Origin of the sequence: Brevundimonas olei (genome assembly GCF_037055245.1) — a bacterium.
Classification (GTDB): Bacteria; Pseudomonadota; Alphaproteobacteria; order Caulobacterales; family Caulobacteraceae; genus Brevundimonas; species Brevundimonas olei.
This window is the reverse complement of record NZ_CP146369.1, coordinates 3407878-3424851: the sequence shown is the minus strand read 5'-3', so window position 1 is coordinate 3424851 and position 16974 is coordinate 3407878. Positions and strand designations below refer to the sequence as shown.

At 68.4% G+C, this 16974-nt stretch carries 14 protein-coding genes; 7 read left to right on the top strand and 7 right to left on the bottom strand.

What is annotated here, in order from left to right; genetic code table 11:
- Positions 1-486: 486 nt before the first annotated feature.
- The 4 genes from rpsT to V8J38_RS16640 all read right to left on the bottom strand — a co-directional run bounded on the left by rpsT (position 487) and on the right by V8J38_RS16640 (position 3543).
- Positions 487-756, bottom strand: a complete 270-nt coding sequence (gene rpsT, locus V8J38_RS16655) for a 30S ribosomal protein S20 (protein WP_024355020.1) — start codon at positions 754-756, stop codon at positions 487-489.
- Between the two features lie 164 nt (positions 757-920).
- The gene (locus V8J38_RS16650; RefSeq protein ID WP_338577263.1) at positions 921-1706 is read right to left on the bottom strand and encodes an enoyl-CoA hydratase; all 786 of its coding nucleotides are present in this window, start codon (positions 1704-1706) and stop codon (positions 921-923) included.
- Between the two features lie 65 nt (positions 1707-1771).
- The gene (mutM, locus tag V8J38_RS16645; RefSeq protein WP_338577262.1) at positions 1772-2635 is read right to left on the bottom strand and encodes a bifunctional DNA-formamidopyrimidine glycosylase/DNA-(apurinic or apyrimidinic site) lyase; all 864 of its coding nucleotides are present in this window, start codon (positions 2633-2635) and stop codon (positions 1772-1774) included.
- A 368-nt stretch (positions 2636-3003) separates the two neighbouring features.
- Positions 3004-3543, bottom strand: a complete 540-nt coding sequence (locus V8J38_RS16640; RefSeq protein WP_338577261.1) for a GcrA family cell cycle regulator — start codon at positions 3541-3543, stop codon at positions 3004-3006.
- A 232-nt stretch (positions 3544-3775) separates the two neighbouring features.
- Here V8J38_RS16640 and V8J38_RS16635 point away from each other — a divergent pair, with 232 nt between their 5' ends.
- The 4 genes from V8J38_RS16635 to argF all read left to right on the top strand — a co-directional run bounded on the left by V8J38_RS16635 (position 3776) and on the right by argF (position 7958).
- Positions 3776-4612 carry an ABC transporter permease gene (locus V8J38_RS16635; protein WP_338577260.1) on the top strand — a complete coding sequence of 279 codons (837 nt, stop codon included), beginning with the start codon at positions 3776-3778 and terminating at the stop codon, positions 4610-4612.
- 57 nt (positions 4613-4669) lie between these two features.
- Positions 4670-5584: a M20/M25/M40 family metallo-hydrolase gene (locus V8J38_RS16630; RefSeq protein ID WP_338577259.1), complete on the top strand. Its 915-nt coding sequence runs from the start codon at positions 4670-4672 to the stop codon at positions 5582-5584.
- Positions 5585-5718: 134 nt separating this feature from the next.
- Positions 5719-6894, top strand: coding sequence for an aspartate aminotransferase family protein (locus V8J38_RS16625; RefSeq protein ID WP_338578639.1), 1176 nt, complete (start codon positions 5719-5721; stop codon positions 6892-6894).
- Between the two features lie 146 nt (positions 6895-7040).
- Positions 7041-7958 (top strand): ornithine carbamoyltransferase, encoded by a 918-nt coding sequence (gene argF, locus V8J38_RS16620; protein WP_312220195.1) that lies wholly within the window; start codon positions 7041-7043, stop codon positions 7956-7958.
- A 56-nt stretch (positions 7959-8014) separates the two neighbouring features.
- Here the strand turns inward: argF and V8J38_RS16615 are convergent, their stop codons facing one another.
- The gene (locus tag V8J38_RS16615) at positions 8015-8233 is read right to left on the bottom strand and encodes a hypothetical protein (protein WP_338577257.1); all 219 of its coding nucleotides are present in this window, start codon (positions 8231-8233) and stop codon (positions 8015-8017) included.
- A gap of 244 nt (positions 8234-8477) precedes the next feature.
- On the opposite strand from V8J38_RS16615, the gene V8J38_RS16610 reads away from it, so the two are divergent.
- From V8J38_RS16610 to V8J38_RS16600, 3 genes are all read left to right on the top strand, one after another.
- Positions 8478-11273 carry a hypothetical protein gene (locus V8J38_RS16610; RefSeq protein WP_338577255.1) on the top strand — a complete coding sequence of 932 codons (2796 nt, stop codon included), beginning with the start codon at positions 8478-8480 and terminating at the stop codon, positions 11271-11273.
- 116 nt (positions 11274-11389) lie between these two features.
- Positions 11390-12313 carry a sulfite exporter TauE/SafE family protein gene (locus V8J38_RS16605; protein ID WP_291781107.1) on the top strand — a complete coding sequence of 308 codons (924 nt, stop codon included), beginning with the start codon at positions 11390-11392 and terminating at the stop codon, positions 12311-12313.
- On the top strand, positions 12313-13131 hold the full coding sequence (locus V8J38_RS16600; protein WP_291781110.1) for a TIGR02186 family protein: 819 nt from the start codon (positions 12313-12315) through the stop codon (positions 13129-13131). Before V8J38_RS16605 ends, V8J38_RS16600 begins: the two co-directional genes overlap by 1 nt.
- A 226-nt stretch (positions 13132-13357) precedes the next feature.
- Here V8J38_RS16600 and V8J38_RS16595 read toward each other — a convergent pair whose 3' ends face one another.
- On the bottom strand, positions 13358-15550 hold the full coding sequence (locus tag V8J38_RS16595) for a 3-hydroxyacyl-CoA dehydrogenase NAD-binding domain-containing protein (RefSeq protein WP_338578638.1): 2193 nt from the start codon (positions 15548-15550) through the stop codon (positions 13358-13360).
- A 17-nt stretch (positions 15551-15567) separates the two neighbouring features.
- Positions 15568-16773, bottom strand: coding sequence for an acetyl-CoA C-acetyltransferase (locus tag V8J38_RS16590; RefSeq protein WP_338577254.1), 1206 nt, complete (start codon positions 16771-16773; stop codon positions 15568-15570).
- Positions 16774-16974 lie beyond the last annotated feature (201 nt).

The window sequence follows — 16974 nt, the reverse complement described above, 5'->3', positions numbered from 1 at the left end:
TCAGAACACCCGCCACAAGAGTTATCACCGACGAACGCCCTTCGAGAGGCCGGTCCAGGGACGACTTCTCTCGTCTCGCGAAGCAGGCTTCGCAAGCGGGGTCGTACTCGCAGACAGACATCTCGCGCCAAGGGAAACCATTGATTTCCCTCGTCTTCATCCAGAAAGGATGGAAGTGCGTTACCCCCTCAACTTACCCCCGGAGCGGCGGAGATCAACGCTGATTCGAGTCGAGATTCGCACTTAAATTGATTGACTCCGGCAAACCTCGGCAGGGCTTGGGAAAATGGCGATTTCGCCTCATTCCAGAACCGGAATCGTCAAGCGCCACTTAGGCGCAGACAGCAAGACGGCGAGGGAGCTTGCGCTTCCTCGCCGTTGAATTTCTTACATTCTTTTACGAAATGCCTGTTACAGGCCTTCCGTAGCCGTCGCATTGCGCCGTTTGACGAAGCCGTGAAGACCCGTCCGAGCGCCCCTGCGAAATCAGGCGGCCGACAGCTTCTTCAGCTGGGCGGCCAGACGGCTGACCTTGCGCGAGCCGGTGTTCTTGTGAACCACGCCCTTGGACACGGCGCGCATCAGTTCCGACTGGGCGGTGATGAACGCGGCCTTGGCGGTCTCCACGTCGCCGCCCGTGACGGCTTCCTGGAACTTGCGCAGGTAGGTGCGAACGCGGGTGCGGCGGGCCTTGTTCACTTCGGTCCGCGCTTCGATCTTGCGGATCGCCTTGCGGGCGCCTGCATTGTTGGCCATCGGGTAAAAACCTTCGAACGAAAACGCCGTAGACCCACGTCCACGGCGAGAAAATCTCAAGAGCGCGCGGCTATAGCGGAAACCCCCCGGACGGTCAACGCGATCCGGCGGGAATTGAGTCGGGGCCGGGGTTTGCGCCCCATATGATCCGGCCCCGACAGGATTCAGCGTCCGGTGAAAGCGGGCTTCCGCTTCTCGACGAAGGCGGCCATGCCCTCCTTCTGGTCGTCGAAGGCGAACAGGGAGTGGAACAGCCGGCGCTCGAACACCACGCCCTGCGCCAGGGTCGTTTCGAAGGCGGCGTTGACCAGCTCCTTGTTGGCCATGACGGCCAGGATCGACTGTCCGGCGATCTTGGCGGCGGCGGCGCGCGCCTCGTCCAGCAGAGCGTCGGACGCCACCACGCGCGACACCAGTCCGGCGCGCTCGGCTTCGGCCGCGTCCATCATCCGGCCGGTCAGGCACATGTCCATCGCCTTGGCCTTGCCCACGGCGCGGGTCAGGCGCTGCGAGCCGCCGATGCCGGGGGCCACGCCCAGGTTGATCTCCGGCTGACCGAACTTCGCCGTCTCGGAGGCGATGATGAAGTCGCACAGCATGGCCAGTTCGCAGCCGCCGCCCAGGGCATAGCCTGACACCGCCGCGATGATCGGCTTGCGGAAGCTCGCCACCCGGTCGTGGGCGCGCGCGAAGAAGTTGCCGCGATACATGTCGGCGTAGGCCTGATCCGCCATCTCCTTGATGTCGGCGCCCGCCGCAAAGGCCTTCGCCGAGCCGGTCAGGACGATGCAGCGCACGCTGTCGTCGTCGGCCACGCTTTCGAGGAAGTCGCCCAGTTCGCCGGTCAGGGTGGTGTTCAGGGCGTTCAGCGCCTCGGGCCGGTTCAGGGTGACGACCGCATAGCCGTCGGCGTGCCGTTCAATCAGCAGGGTAGAATAGGCGTCGGCCATGGGGCGCTCCTCATCTGTCTTCGCGGGCAGGTCTAGCCGCTCGGGCGGCCTGCGCAAACACCCGGCTAGCGCTTCTGGCAGACCGGGCAGAAGAAGGTCGAGCGCCCGCCCTGCACGATGCGTTTCACCACGCCGCGACAGCCCGCGGTGCGGCACGGCTCATGCTCGCGCCCATAGACGTCGAAGCGGTGCTGGAAATAGCCCTGTCCGCCCTCGACGTTGGCGAAGTCCTTCAACGTCGACCCGCCCGCCGCGATGGCGTCGTGCAGGACGTTGCGGACCTCGAGCGCCAGCCGCTCCAGTCGGGGGCGGCTGACCTCGCTCGCCGCCGTCAGGGGCGAGATGCGCGCGCGGTACAGGGCCTCGCATACATAGATGTTGCCCAGGCCGGCCACGATGCACTGGTCCAGCAGGCTGACCTTGATGTTCTGCGCCTTGCCCGCAAAGGCCTCGGCCAGATGCGCGCCCGAAAAGGCGTTGCCCAGAGGCTCGGGTCCCAGCTTGGCGAACCAGGCGTGACCCTCGACCGCCTCGGTGGGGATCAGGCCCATGAAACCGAAGCGCCGGGCGTCGGCGTAGCCCAGCCGCGTCAGCACCCCGTCCCGATCGGCCGTCAGGCTCATGTGCTCATGCTTGCCCATGACAGGGGCGGCCGTTTCGAACGCGCCGGGGGCGACGCCCTCCAGGGTGAAGCGCCCGGTCATCCCTAAGTGCGTGATCCAGGTCTCGCCGGTGGACAGGGGAAACAGTAGGTATTTCGCCCGCCGCTCCAGCCGCAGCACGGATGCGCCCTCCAGCCGCTCGACGAAGCGCTCGGGAAAGGGGAAGCGCAGGTCCGGCCGGTTCTGGCGCGGCGCCGTCAGGCGCGCGCCCTCCAGCACCGGCTGCAGGCCGCGACGCACGGTTTCGACTTCGGGAAGTTCAGGCATGGCGCAAATCTAGCCTGTCACGCCTCTCGCCGCATCTCCCGTCTACGCCGGGCGTCCGGCTCGCTCGCAGGGCCGAGGTCCTGAACGGTGTCGGACGGCGAGATGCGCGATGGGCCAAAAGCAAAAATCCTCGCCGAAGGCGAGGGCCTGGATGGGACTGCGTCAACCCGGAGAACCGCAGTCCCGCCCCGGAGCCCGCCGGAAACCGGCGGGGCGGACGGCGGCCCCTCTAGGGACCGTTCGTGTCGGCCATGGGGCCGAAAGTCGACGACGCGGCGGCCCTGCTCAAGCAGCGAGCCGCCGCGCGGCGAACGCTAGCAGGCTTAGAGCTCAAGCAGCGAGCGACCGCGTCGCGAGCGATAGCGGACTTAGATGTACCGCCGCAGGCTGCGGGCCAGGTCGGACGAGGCGTCCTTGCCGGCGCTCTTGCGGACCTGGGGCTGGTAGGCGACGCGGGCGTGCTCGACGCAGTAGACGCCTTCCGAGGCGCGGCGGCCGCAGAAGCTGAACTCGCTGGTCGAGGGGTCGCCGATCGGCCATTTGCACATGTGGGCGCCCAGCGTCAGCACGGTGGCGGTGCCGGCCAGTTCAGGCGCGGGGGCCGGGGCGGGCGTCTGAGGCGCGGCGACGACGGGGCGCGGCGCGGCGGCCTCGATGCGGCGCGGCGCCGAGGGGGCCTGCGTCGGCGCGGCCGGAGCGGCGGCGCGCGGACGAGCCGGGCGGAAGGTGGTCCGCGCGGGCTGCGACGGGGCGGCCCGGCCCGACAGGCCCAGGCGGTGCACCTTGCCGATCACGGCGTTGCGGGTCACGCCGCCGCCCAGGGCCTTGGCGATCTGGCTCGCTGACTGGCCTTCCAGCCACAGCTTCTTCAGCGCGCCGACGCGGTCTTCGGTCCAGCCTGGGTTCATGTCGCCCTCCTGCGGAGTCGGATTCAACATCTTGTGCCGGAGTCCGAATTTCGGCCCCTCATCACGCCTCTAATCGTAAATCACCTCTTAAAACACGCAATATGTGGGAATTCACCTGTCCACAGAAACTATATCTAGTATGGTTAATGTCTCGATTTGACTCAATTTCTTGGTCGTCATCCACAGGCCCCACGCCTTGCGAAACCGGCTTGGCTGTCGCATCTGAGGCCGCATGACGCACCTGACCGCCGGTTCCGACGCCCCTTCCGCCCCTCACGGCCTGCCCCAGCCCCGTCGCTATGACGGGATCAACTGGGTGGGCCTGCGCACCCTCTACCTGAAGGAGGTCCGCCGCTTCTGGAAGGTGGGCGCCCAGACGGTGGCGGCGCCGGTGGTGACGACCCTGCTCTACATGATGGTCTTCGTGGTGGCGCTGAAGGGGGCGCGGCCGCCGCTGCACGGCACGCCCTTCGCTGAGTTCGTGGCGCCGGGCCTGATCATGATGGCCATTCTTCAGAACGCCTTCGCCAACGCCTCCTCCAGCCTGATCCAGGCTAAGATCATGGGCACGGCGACCGATTTCCTGACCCCGCCGCTCAGCCCGCTGGAGCTGACGATCGGCTTCACCCTGGGCGCGGCGACGCGCGGGGTGGCGGTCGGCCTGGTGACGGCGATCTGCGTCATGCCCTTCGCCAGGCTGGGTCTGGCCAACATCGCCCTGATCGTCTGGTTCGGCCTGATCGCCTCCCTGCTGATGGGCATGGTCGGGGTGCTGGCGGGTCTGTGGTCCGAGAAGTTCGATCATCTGTCGGCGGTGCAGAACTTCGTGGTCATGCCGATGACCTTCCTGTCGGGCACCTTCTACCTGATCGACAGCCTGCCCGAGCCCTTCGCCAGCATCAGCAAGTTCAACCCCTTCTTCTATCTGATCGACGGCTTCCGGGCGGGCTTCATCGGCCACGCCGAGGGCAGTCTGATGGTCGGCGTGGTCATGAGCGCCGTGCTGACCGTGGTCCTGGGCGCCGCCTGCTGGCTGGTCTTCCGTTCGGGCTGGCGGCTGAAGAGCTGACGTTTTAATCAAGGCGTCGAGCGCGGGGCGAGGGGCCTTCGCGAAAGGGGCCTCGCCATGTCGTTTCGTCTTCGTCTGAAAGCCGTCGCCAGCGGCGTCTGCCTGGCCGCCGTCTGCCTGACGGCCGCGCCGTCGCTCGCTCAGAACCGCGCCGCCGATCTGCGCGAACAGGTCGGCGCCTACGTCAAGCCGTCCAACGCCGAGCGTCTGGAGGTGCTGCTGGGCCAGCTTCGGGCCGAGGGCTTCGCCCCGACGGTCGAGACCTTCGAGGGCGGCGGCCGCGCCGGTCCGATGCAGGGCTCAAACGTCGTCGTCACCCTCGGCGAGGGCGAGAAGGAAATCCTGCTCACCGCCCACTATGACGCGGTGAAACTGCGCGACGGAACGATGGCGGACGGCCTGGTCGACAACGCCGGCTCTGTCGTCGCCCTGATCGAGGCGGCCAAGATCCTGCGCGAGGCGCCGCTGTCGCACCGCGTCCGCATCATCTTCTTCGACCAGGAAGAGCTGGGCCTGATCGGCGCCAAGAAGTGGATCGAGGCGCACGGGATCGCCCATGTCGCGGCCGTGGTGAACTCGGACGTCGCCGCCTATGGCGACACCATGATGTACGGCCAGAACAACGGGGCGCAGTCGGCCTTCGTCACCCGCGCGGTGCAGGAGCTGTGCGCCGAGCGCGCCCAGCAGTGCGTCGGCTTCCCTGAGTATCCGCCGTCGGACGACCGCGCCTTCTCGGCCGCCGGCGCGCCGGTCGTCTCCCTGGGCTTCCAGGACGAGGTCGGGGCCCATCAGATGTGGCTGGCCTTCAACGGCGGCGAGACCAACGGCCTGGCCGAGGACTTCGTCCCGCAGGTCTTCCGCCTCATCCATTCCAAGGACGACGCGATCGAGGCGGTCGAGGGCCACACGATCGACCTGGCGGGCCGGACCTATGCGGCCCTGATCGTGAAGCTGGACGCGCAACTGCGCTGAATTCGCGCCCCGCGTGGTGTTGACTAAGCCGGAATAGCGCCCGACAAGTTCGTCGCCCTTTTCCAAAGCGGTCCCGTCGCAGACGCGCCGGGACCGTCTCGCTTTATGGAGTCTGCCAAGTGTCCGGTCATCTGATGGGTGTCTACAATCGCGCGCCGCTGGAAGTGGAGCGCGGCCAGGGCGTCCGCCTGTGGTCCACGGACGGCACGGAGTATCTGGACTGCGTCTCGGGCATCTCGACCAACGCTCTGGGCCACGCCCACCCCAGGCTGGTGCAGGCGGTCAAGGATCAGGCCGAGAAGCTGTGGCACGTCTCCAACATCTTCCGGATTCCGGGGCAGGACGCCCTGGCCGACGATCTGTGCGCCAAGTCCTTCGCCGACGTCGTCTTCTTCACCAACTCGGGCACCGAGGCCGTTGAATGCGCCCTGAAGACGGCGCGCAAATTCCACGTCGCCAACGGCCAGCCTGAGCGGATCGACATCTACGGCTTCGACGGCTCGTTCCACGGCCGCACCTACGGCGCCATCAACGCCGCCGCCAACCCCAGCTACACCGAGGGCTTCGGGCCCAAGATGGAGGGCTTCCATCAGCTGAAGTGGGGCGACAAGGACGCCCTGACGGCGGCGTTCGAGAATCCGACCACGGCGGCGATCATCCTGGAGCCGGTTCAGGGCGAGGGCGGCTGCCGCGCCACGCCGGACGCCGATCTGCGCTGGATGCGCGAGATGGCCGACAAATACGGCGTCCTGATCATCTTCGACGAGGTACAGTGCGGCATGGGCCGCACCGGCAAGCTGTGGGCCCACGAATGGGCGGGCATGACGCCGGACATCATGGCCGTCGCCAAGGCCCTGGGCGGCGGCTTCCCCATCGGCGCCTGCCTGGCCACGGCGGAAGCGGCCAAGGGCATGACGGTCGGCGTCCACGGCTCGACCTTCGGCGGCAACCCGCTGGCCATGGCGGTCGGCAAGGCCGCCTTCGCCGAGGTGTCGTCGGACGCCATCCTGAACAACGTCAACGAAGTCGCCGGCTATCTGAAGCAGCAACTTCATGGCCTGCAGGAACGCTTCCCCGACGTGATCGTCGAGGTGCGCGGCAAGGGTCTGCTGCTGGGCGTCAAACTCGTTCCGAACAACCGCGAGTTCATGGGCTGGGCCCGCGACGAGGCCAGGCTGCTGGTCGCCGGCGGCGGCGACAACCTGGTCCGCATCCTGCCGCCGCTGAACATCACGCTCGAGGAGGCCCGCGAGGCCGTCGAGAAGTTCGAGAAGGCCTGCGAGTTCGCTCGCGCCAAGGTCGCGGGCTAAGCAACTCTTCCGCTCATCCCCGCGAAAGCGGGGACCCAGTTCTGTTTCCTGACGACGATGGAACTGGGGCGCGGCGGATGACACCCCGGGCGTTGCGCGTCCAAAGTACTGGGTCCCCGCTTTCGCGGGGATGAGCGGAGTTAGAAATGGTTCGTCACTTCCTCGACATCCACCGCCTGGACGCCGCCGATCTGCGCGCCATCCTGGACGACGCCCACGCCCGAAAACGCGCCCGAAAAGGCTGGCCCCAGGGCCGCGCGGACGCCGACGCGCCGGGCAAGGACCGCGTCCTGGCGATGATCTTCGAGAAGAACTCGACCCGCACCCGCTTCAGCTTCGACGCGGCCATCCGCCAGCTGGGCGGCGACTCCATCATCGCCACCGCCTCGGACATGCAGCTGGGCCGGGGCGAGCCGGTCGAGGACACGGCCCGCGTCCTGTCGCGCATGGTCGACGCCGTGATGATCCGCGCCAACGACCATGAGGACGTCGAGCGCTTCGCCCGCGTCTCCACCGTGCCGGTCGTCAACGGCCTGACCGACCGCAGCCATCCGTGCCAGATCCTGGCCGATCTGATGACGATCGAGGAGCATCGCGGCCCGATCGAGGGCAAGACGATCGCCTGGATCGGCGACGGCAACAACGTCTGCCACAGCTTCATGCACGCCGCGCCCAAGTTCGGCTTCCACCTGCACGTCGCCTGCCCGGCGGAATATCATCCCGACCTGCGCGATCTGGAGAAGGGCGGCGCCCACGTCCACCTGACCAGCGACCCGCGCGAGGCGGTCAAGGGCGCCGACGTTGTCGTCACCGACACCTGGGTCTCCATGGGCGATCAGGACTATGAGGCCCGCCTGGCCGCCTTCGAGCCTTACGGCGTCGACGAGGCCCTGATGGCCGAGGCGGCCGACGACGCGGTCTTCCTGCACTGCCTGCCGGCACACCGCGGCGAAGAGGTGACCGACGCTGTCATCGACGGCCCGCAGTCGCTGATCTGGGACGAGGCCGAGAACCGCCTGCACGCCCAGAAGGCGGTCCTGGCCTGGTGCTTCGGGGCTTTCTAGGTTGCCCTAACGCGCTTCGCGCTGCTTGAGGGCGAGTGAGGCGCAGGCCTCGCCGCCTAGAAGGATCCGGCGCCCGGCAGCGGCCGCCCGCTGACTTCGGCCAGCAGGTGGATCAGCAGGAAGAAGACCAGGGCGGCCGCCAGCAGCATGATGAAGCGCCAGGGCATCATGCGCGGGCCGCGCGTGATGTCTGTCGGTCGCGACCCGCGCCATCCGGCGAAGACGACGACCGCCACGGAGGCGACCAGCAGGATCAGGGTGAGCACAGCGTCCATGAAGGCGCCAGTTGGGACATCGGCGGGCGCGTTGCAAGCGCATGGACCCCGGCTTTCGCCAGCTTGGCCGTATTTCTTGATGCGGGGTTAATCTAAACGCGGCATTAACCATGTCGGGCGCATCAGCGCCTGGTCGGCTGCCGTCGGCGCCTCGCCGTGAGGCGCCACATCTAGCGGTTAACGACACGTTTACACGCTTTATCTGGAAGGATACCGTTCGCGCCATGGGTCGGGAGGCGAATCAGTGACCGCAGCGGCGCCGTGGAGCGTGAAGGGCATCGATCCGAAGGCGCGCGAGATCGCCAAGGATCTGGCGCGACGCTCGGGCATGACCCTGGGCGAGTGGCTGAACTCCATGATCATGGATGAGCCGGACGAGGACGACGGCGTCGCCACCCTGCCGCGCCGGTCGCCCATTCCCGATCCCTATGACCGCCGCAGCCGCTCGCGCCGTCTGGACGACGTCTATGGCGAGGATGGGCGCCAGGGTCCGGGGCGCCATGAGAACCTAGGCAGAATGGGCGCCTCGCTTGAGGTGATCGCCGAGCGTCTGGAAGCGGCCGAGCGCCGCTCGACCCTGGCCATCCAGGGCATCGACCAGGCCGTGGCCGGCCTGGTGCGTCGTCTGGAGACGCAGGACGAGGCCGAGGCGGCCAAGGCCCGCCGCATCGACGACATCGCCGAGGAGCTGCGCGAGGGCCACCGCCGCCTGCGCCGTCTGGAGCAGGACGCCGGGACCGAGGCGCGTGAAGGGCTGGACAAGCTGGACGCGGCCCTGACCGCCGTCTCCACCCGCCTGTACGAGATGGACGAGCGCCAGCGCGCCGGCGTCAGCGAACTGCGCGACCGTATCGAAGCCGTTGAAAAGGCGGCTGGGCCGGGCGCCGGAACGAACCTGCTGTCGCAGGTCGGGGTGCGTCTGGACGACGCCCAGTCGCGCACCTCCGAGGCGCTGAAGGGGTTGGAGCGGTCGTTCGCGGCTCTGGATCTGCGGATGCGGGACGCCGAACGCCGCATCGAGCCGGACCATGCGCGCGAAGCCTCGCGCTTCGAGAAACTGGCCGAGAGCCTGACGCGGCAGGTGGAATCCAGCCGCACCGAGATGATCCGCCGCCTCGACGCGGTCGAGACCGAGGGACGCGTCGACCGCATCGAGCGCGCCCTGGCCGCCATCGGCGATCAGGCCCGGGCCGCCGAGCAGCGCTCGGCCTCCGCCGTCGAAGGCATGGGCCGCGAGATCATGCGCATCGCCCGCAACCTCAACGGTCGGCTGGAGACGGTCGAAGCCGGCGGCGCCGGTCCGTCCGACGCCCGCGTCGCCGCGCTGGAGCAGAAGCTGGAGCGCGATCTGGCGCGTCACGCCGAAGCCGTGGATCAGCGTCTGACCCAGGCCGACGACCAGCACGCCCTGGCGCTGGAGCGGCTGGGCGGCGAGATCGCCCGCATTTCGGACCGCCTGAGCGAACGCATCGCCCAGTCCGAGCGTCGCTCGGCCCAGGCCCTGGACGACATCGGCCGCCGCCTGTCGGAAAGCACCGACAAGATGCACCAGCGCCACGAGCGCGCCTCGGGCGATCTGGCCGAACGGATGCGCCAGAGCGAGGAGCGCACGGCGCGCCTGCTGGCCGACGCGCGCGACAGCATGGAGCAGCGCGCCGATCGCGACGTCCGCCGCGCCCCGCCGCTGGAAAGCCCTGACCCCGCGCCCTGGACTCCGGCGGAAACCGCCGGGGGCGACTGGCGGGCGACGGCCTTCGCCGATCCGATCGACGACTGGAGCGCCGAGCCCCTGACGGGCGCCGACGCTGCGCCGGGACAGCCGTTCGCCTCGGGCGCCGGGAGCGTCTTCGGCGATCCTCTGGACGCCGAACTGCTGGACGCCGGGCCGACGACGGCGCCCTTCGGCCGGATCGCGGACGACGCCTGGCCGCACGCCGCTCCGGCGGCTGCGTCCTCGGCCGATGAAGACCTGTTCGGCGGCGCCGACGTCAGCGACATCCTGAACGCCGCAGCCGATCTGGACGCCGAGCGCCCGCTCGAGCTGGACCGCGTCGGCGAAGACGACGGCTTATCGGCCGATCTGGACTTCGTCTCCCCGCACGCCTCGGCGCAGGAGCCGACTGCGGGGTCGACGCGCGACGTGCTGGAGGCCGCCCGCGCGGCCATGACGCCGGAAGAGGATGCGGCCCCGCGTCAGGCCTTCGGCCTGGCCAAGCGCGGCGGCAAGTCCAAGCTGCAGGAGCGGCTGGACAAGCAGGCCGGCCGTCAGAGCTCGACCATGCGCACCGCCCTGGGGGCCATGGCGGTGGCGGCTCTGGGCGTGGTCGGCGGCTACGCCACCTTGCAGGTCGTGGGCGGTTCGGGTCTGAGCCTGCCGGGCGGCTTCGCCCTGGCGCCGACCCCGACGACCGGCGCGGCGCCAGCCGAGGCGGCGACGCCGATCGCCGCCCTGGCGCTGGACGCCTCCCCGACCGACGCCGTGCCGTCGCCCGACGCGGCGGCGACCGAGGGCGCAGGCCTGTTCGCCCGCGCCGTGCAGATGCTGGACAACGGCGACGACGGCGGCCTGGAGCCCCTGACCCGCGCCGCCAACCTGGGCTACGCGCCGGCGCAGCTGCGTCTGGCCAGCCTGTATCAGGACGGCGCCGCCGGGCTGACGGCGGACGAGGCCGAGGCCCGCGCCTGGGCCCGTCGCGCGGCCGAGGCGGGCGACGCCAAGGCCATGCATTTCTACGCCATGCAGCTGTACGACGGCGTCGGCGGCGCGCGGAACCGCGCCGAGGCCCTGGCCTGGCTGACCAAGGCCGCCGGCGCCGGCCGCGTCGACAGCCAGTACAACGTCGCCCAGCTGCTGGAGAAGGGCGACGAGGGCGTGGCCCCCAATCGGGTCGAGGCGTTCAAGTGGTACATGATCGCGGCGCGCCGCGGCGACCAGCAGGCGCTGGCCTCGGTTCAGCGCATGACGTCGGGCCTGTCGGTCGTCGACCGCCGCAAGGCGCGCGAGGCGGCCGACGCCTTCACCGTCGAGCCCGTCGCCTGATCGGCGACGCCCGCGTGCAACCGGGGGTGGCGGTTCGCCGCAGGGGCGGCTAAGACCGAAGGCCTAGTCGCCTTTCCGGCGCTGATTGCCTGTCCTTCCAGCCGAAGGCGCGTGCCGTGGATATTTACCTGCCGATCGCCGAAGTCTCGGTGAACTGGCCGCTCCTGGTCATGCTGGGAGCGCTGGTCGGATTCGTGTCGGGTCTGTTCGGCATCGGCGGCGGCTTCCTGATGGCGCCGGTGCTGGTTTTCCTGGGCATCCCTCCGACAGTGGCCGTGGCCAGCCAGGCCAGCCACGTCGTCGCCTCCTCGACCTCGGGCGTCATCCGCTATTCCGGCATGAAGGCGGTGGACTACCGCATCGGCGGCATCATGGCGGTGGGCGGCGCCCTGGGCGCGCTCATGGGCGTCGAGCTGTTCCGCTACCTGCGCCTGCTGGGTCAGGCCGATCTGGTGGTGGCCCTGTCCTATCTGCTGTTCCTCGGCTCGATCGGCTGCATGATGCTGTACGAGAGCCTGACGCAGATCCTGCATCGCGTCCGGGGCGAGACCCCGCCGCGCAAGGAGCGCCGTCGCCCCATGTGGCTGTACGGCCTGCCGTTCAGGATGCGTTTTCCGCGCTCGGGCCTCTACATCAGCGCCATTCCACCGTTCGGCCTGGGCGTGTTCGCAGGCATTCTGTCGGCCATCATGGGGGTGGGCGGCGGCTTCATCCTGGTGCCGGCCATGCTCTATGTCCTGCGGATGAAGGCCAGCGTGGTGGTCGGCACCAGCCTGTTCCAGATCATCATCACCACCGCCATCACCACGGTGCTGCAGGCCGGGCGCAACCAGACGGTGGACATCGTCCTGTCGACCATCCTGCTGCTGGGCGGAGTGGTCGGGGCGCAGTACGGCGCGCGCCTGTCGGGCCGGTTCCGCGCCGAAGAGATGCGCGCGGCTCTGGGCCTGATCGTCCTTCTGGTCGGCATCCAGATGGGGCTCGAACTGTTCGTGCGGCCCAGCGACCTGTTCCTGCTGGCGCCGGGGGTGGCGGACTGATGTTCCAGGTCCTGCCGCCAGAACCGCCGCCCCAGGCTGCGGCGCCTGAGATCATCATCGAGCGCTCGGCCGCCACGAACGAGGAGGTGCGGGTCGCCGCCGCCTTGACCGACGCGCGGGTCGATGTGGATTCCGGCTTCCGGGGGGCGTCCATCGTCCTCTACGGCGCCGTGTTCAACCCGACCGACACGCCCGCCGACGTGGTGGTGGTGGTGCGCGGTCCTGACGCCCCGGTGCGCCTGGTCAAGAAGACGCGCAACATGGGGGTCTGGCTGAACAGCCGCCCGGTGCTGTTCGAGGGCGCGCCGGGCTTCTACATGACCGCCTCGACGCGGCCGCTGAGCGACATCGCCGACTTCGGCCAGCTGCGTCGTCTGGGCGTGGGCGTCGACCACCTGCGTATCGACGCGCCGGAAGAGGCACGCACCGTCACCCGCTATGGCGTGCGCGACGTGGTCGTCAGCCGTCTGGGCGAGGACTATCTGGACTGGCGCCGCGCCGTCATTCGGCTGAAGGAGGCGGCGGCCCTCTACGACACCGATCCCAAGGGGGTGGAGTTCGTCGACCGGGGCCTGTTCCGCGCTGAGGTCAAACTGCCCGCCGTGGCTCCGACGGGGAAGTATTACGCCGAGGTCTGGCTTTTCCAGGAAGGGGCGCCGGTATCGGTGTCCAACCTCACCCTGACCGTCGAGAAGGTGGGGCTGGAGCGCGACATCTATGAGTTCGCCCACAACCGCCCGTGGAGCTACGGCGTGCTCTGCGTGATCCTGGCGGCGATGACCGGCTATGCGGCGTCGCGGGTGTTCCGGAGCAGATAATACCCACCCGCCCATCCCGGCGGACGCTGGGATCCAGTGAGAGCCAAGCGCTCTGCCTTTGAAGAAGGCCAAAATTTCCACGCGCGCGGGCGCAGCCAAAGGACTGGATCCCGGCGTCCGCCGGGATGAGCGGTGGATAGGGGCTGCGCTCAAGCGGCGAGCGATAGCGCAAAAAGAAAGGGCGGCCCGCGAAGGCCGCCCTTTCCGTTTAGTCTGTGGCAGCGCCTCAGGTCGCCTTCGTCTGCGGCGCGAAGCGGCCGTAGAAGGTTTCGTTCTTGGCGGCCATGTCGCGCAGAAGCTGCGGAACCTTGAAGCGGTCGCCGTATTTGGCGGTCAGTTCGTCGGCCTTGGCCACGAAAGCCTTCAGTCCGGTCTGGTCCATGAAGGTGATGGGGCCGCCGGTCCAGGGCGCGAAGCCCCAGCCGAGGATGGCGCCCAGGTCGCCCTCGCGCGGATCGTCGATGACGCCCTCTTCCCAGCAACGGGCCACTTCCACCGCCTGGCGATACAGCAGGCGGGTTTTCAGTTCATCGACGGCGGCCAGGGCCTCGGGGCTTTCGCCGAAGGCCTCGCCCTTGGTGGTCGGGGCCAGGTCGTAGAGGCCCGGCCAGATGACCTTGGGCTTCTGGTCATAGTCGTAGAAGCCCTTGCCGTTCTTGCGGCCATAGCGGCCCTGCTCGACCATGGTGGCGACGATCTGCTCGCCCTCGTTGGCGACGTACTTGTCGCCCAGATCCTCGCGGGTCTGTTTGGCGATCTTGTACGACAGGTCGAGCGCCACGTCGTCGTGCATCTCCAGCGGGCCGCGCGGCATGCCGGTCATGCGCCCGACGTTGTCGATCAGCACGGGCGAATAGCCCTCTTCCAGCATGGCCATGCCTTCCATCAGGAAGGTCGAGAAGCAGCGCGAGGTGTAGAAGCCGCGGCTGTCGTTGACGACGATCGGCGTCTTCTTGATCTTCAGGACATAGTCCAGCGCCTTGGCCAGGGCCACGTCGCCGGTCTTCTCGCCCATGATGATCTCGACCAGCATCATCTTGTCGACCGGCGAGAAGAAGTGGATGCCGATGAAGTCTTCCGGCCGCACGCTGGCCTCGGCCAGACCGGTGATCGGCAGGGTCGAGGTGTTGGAGCCGAACACGGCGCCTTCAGCCAGCTGGGCCTCGGCGCGCTTGGTGACGTCCGCCTTGATCTCGCGGTTCTCGAACACGGCCTCGATGACCAGGTCCGAACCCTTGATCAGGTCATAGTCCGTCGTCGCCGTGACCAGGGCCAGGGTGGCGTCGAACTTCTCCTGGGTCATCTGACCGCGCGACAGGCGCTTCTTCAGCAGCTCCTCGACGTGGGCCTTGCCCTTGTCGGCGGCTTCCTGCGTCTGGTCGATCAGCACGGTCTCGATGCCGGCCATGACCTGAACATAGGCGATACCCGCGCCCATCATGCCGGCGCCCAGGACGCTGACCTTCTTCGGATCGGACTTGGGCACGCCCGCCGGGCGCACGGCGCCCTTGTCCAGCTCTTGCTTGGACAGGAACAGGCTGCGGATCATCGCCTGGGCCTGCGGCGTCATCAGGGTCTTGATGAAGTAGCGCGTCTCGATGCGCAGGCCCGCCTCGATGGGGACCTGCACGCCTTCATAGACGGCCTTCATCATGTTCAGCACGGCCGGATAGTTGCCGTAGGACTGCTTGCGCAGGATGGCGTTGCCCATGATGAAGACCTGGGCGCCCGCCGGGTGGTAGGGGCCGCCGCCGGGGATCTTGAACTTGGGATCGTCCCAGGGCTGGACGGCCTTGCCGCCTCCCTTGATCCAGGCCTTGGCGGCCTCGACCGACTGGCCCTTTTCGACGACCTCGTGGACGACGCCGGCGCCCTTGGCGTCGTTCGGACGCCAGGACTTGCCCTCGGCCATCTGCATCAGGGCGTTCTGCACCCCGATCAGGCGCGTCAGGCGCTGGGTGCCGCCGCCGCCGGGGAAGAGGCCGACCTTGATCTCGGGCAGGCCTAGCTGGATCTTCGGGTCGTTCTCGACCACGCGATAGTGGCAGGCCAGGGTGAACTCCAGCCCGCCGCCAAGCGCCAGGCCGTTGATGGCCGCCGCCACCGGCTTGCCCGAGGTTTCAAGCGCGCGGAAGGCGCCGTTCAGCGCCCAGCCGGTGTCGAACGCCTTCTGCAGGTCGCCCCCGCCGGCCAGCATCCCGGCGGCCATGTCGCCCAGGTCCGCCCCGGCGCAGAAGCCGGTCGTCTTGCCCGAGGTGATGACCACGCCCTTGATGGCGTCGTCGGTTTTGATCTTCTCCACCAGGGCCGGGATCTCGGCGATCACGGCCGAGGTCAGGGTGTTCATCGAACGGCCCGGCACGTCGAAGGTCACGAGCGCGACGCCGTCGGCGTCGATGTCGATCTTGAAGTTTTCCATCGTCATATGCTCCCGGATCAGACGCGTTCGATGACGGTGGCGGTGCCCATGCCGCCGCCGATGCACAGGGTGGCCAGGGCCGTCGACTTGTTCGAGCGTTCCAGCTCGTCCAGCACCGTGCCCAGGATCATGGCGCCGGTGGCGCCCAGCGGGTGCCCCATGGCGATGGCGCCGCCGCAGACGTTGATCTTGTCGTGCGGGATGTCGAGCGCCTGCATGTAGCGCAGCACCACGGCCGCGAAGGCCTCGTTCAGTTCATACAGGTCGATGTCGCCGGGCTGCATGCCCAGCTTGCCCAGCAGCTTGCGGGTCACGGGCTCGGGGCCGGTCAGCATGATCGACGGCTCGGAGCCGATCGAGGCGCCGCCCAGAATCTTGGCGCGCGGCTTCAGGCCCAGGGCCTCGCCCATCTCCTTGGAGCCGACCAGCACGCCCGCCGCGCCGTCGACGATGCCGGACGAGTTGCCGGGGGTGTGGACGTGGTTGACGCTGGCGACCTCGGGGTAGCGCTGGCCGATCACGGCGTCGAAGCCCATGCCGCCCATCATGACGAAGGAGGGATTCAGCCCGCCCAGGATCTGCATGTCCGTGTTCGGACGAATGGTCTCGTCGTGGTCCAGCTGGGTCAGGCCGAGCTGGTTCTTGACCGCGATCACCGACTTGTCGAAACGGCGCTCGGCCCAGGAGCGGGCGGCGCGCTTGTGGCTTTCGACCGAATAGGCGTCCACGTCGTCGCGGCTGAAGCCGTATTTGGTGGCGATCATGTCGGCCGAGACGCCTTGCGGCACGAAATAGGTCGGGAAGGCCGAGGACGGGTCGGTCGGCCAGGCGCCGCCGTCCGAGCCCATCGGCACGCGGCTCATGGCTTCCACGCCGCCGCCGACGGCCATGCCCGCCTCGCCTGACTTCACCTTGGCGGCCGCCACGTTCACGGCCTCCAGGCCCGAGGCGCAGAAGCGGTTGATCTGGAAGCCCGCCGTCGCCTGGTCCCAGCCCGCCGCCAGGACGGCGGTGCGGGCGATGTCGGCGCCCTGTTCGCCAACCGGCGAGACGCAGCCCAGGATCACATCGTCGACCTTGGCGGTGTCCAGGCCGTTCCGATCGCGCAGCGCCTCCAGCACCTGGCTGGCCAAGCTCAGCGCCGTGATCTCGTGCAGGCTGCCGTCCTTCTTGCCCTTGCCGCGCGGGGTGCGCACGGCGTCGTAGATGTAGGCGTCGGCCATGAGGCGTCTCTCTCTCGTTGTGTTCCTATCGTTCGCTGCGCGGCAGCGAACTGCATGAGGAACGGGTTCTTGGTGTCCCTGTCGCTCGGCGCGCGGCGCCTCGCTGCATGAGGAACGGTTGGCGTCTTGAGGGCGGCGCGATGGGGAGCGGGTCTGATCATCGCGTCTGGAATTGAAACTCAGGCCGTTAGAAAGCCGACG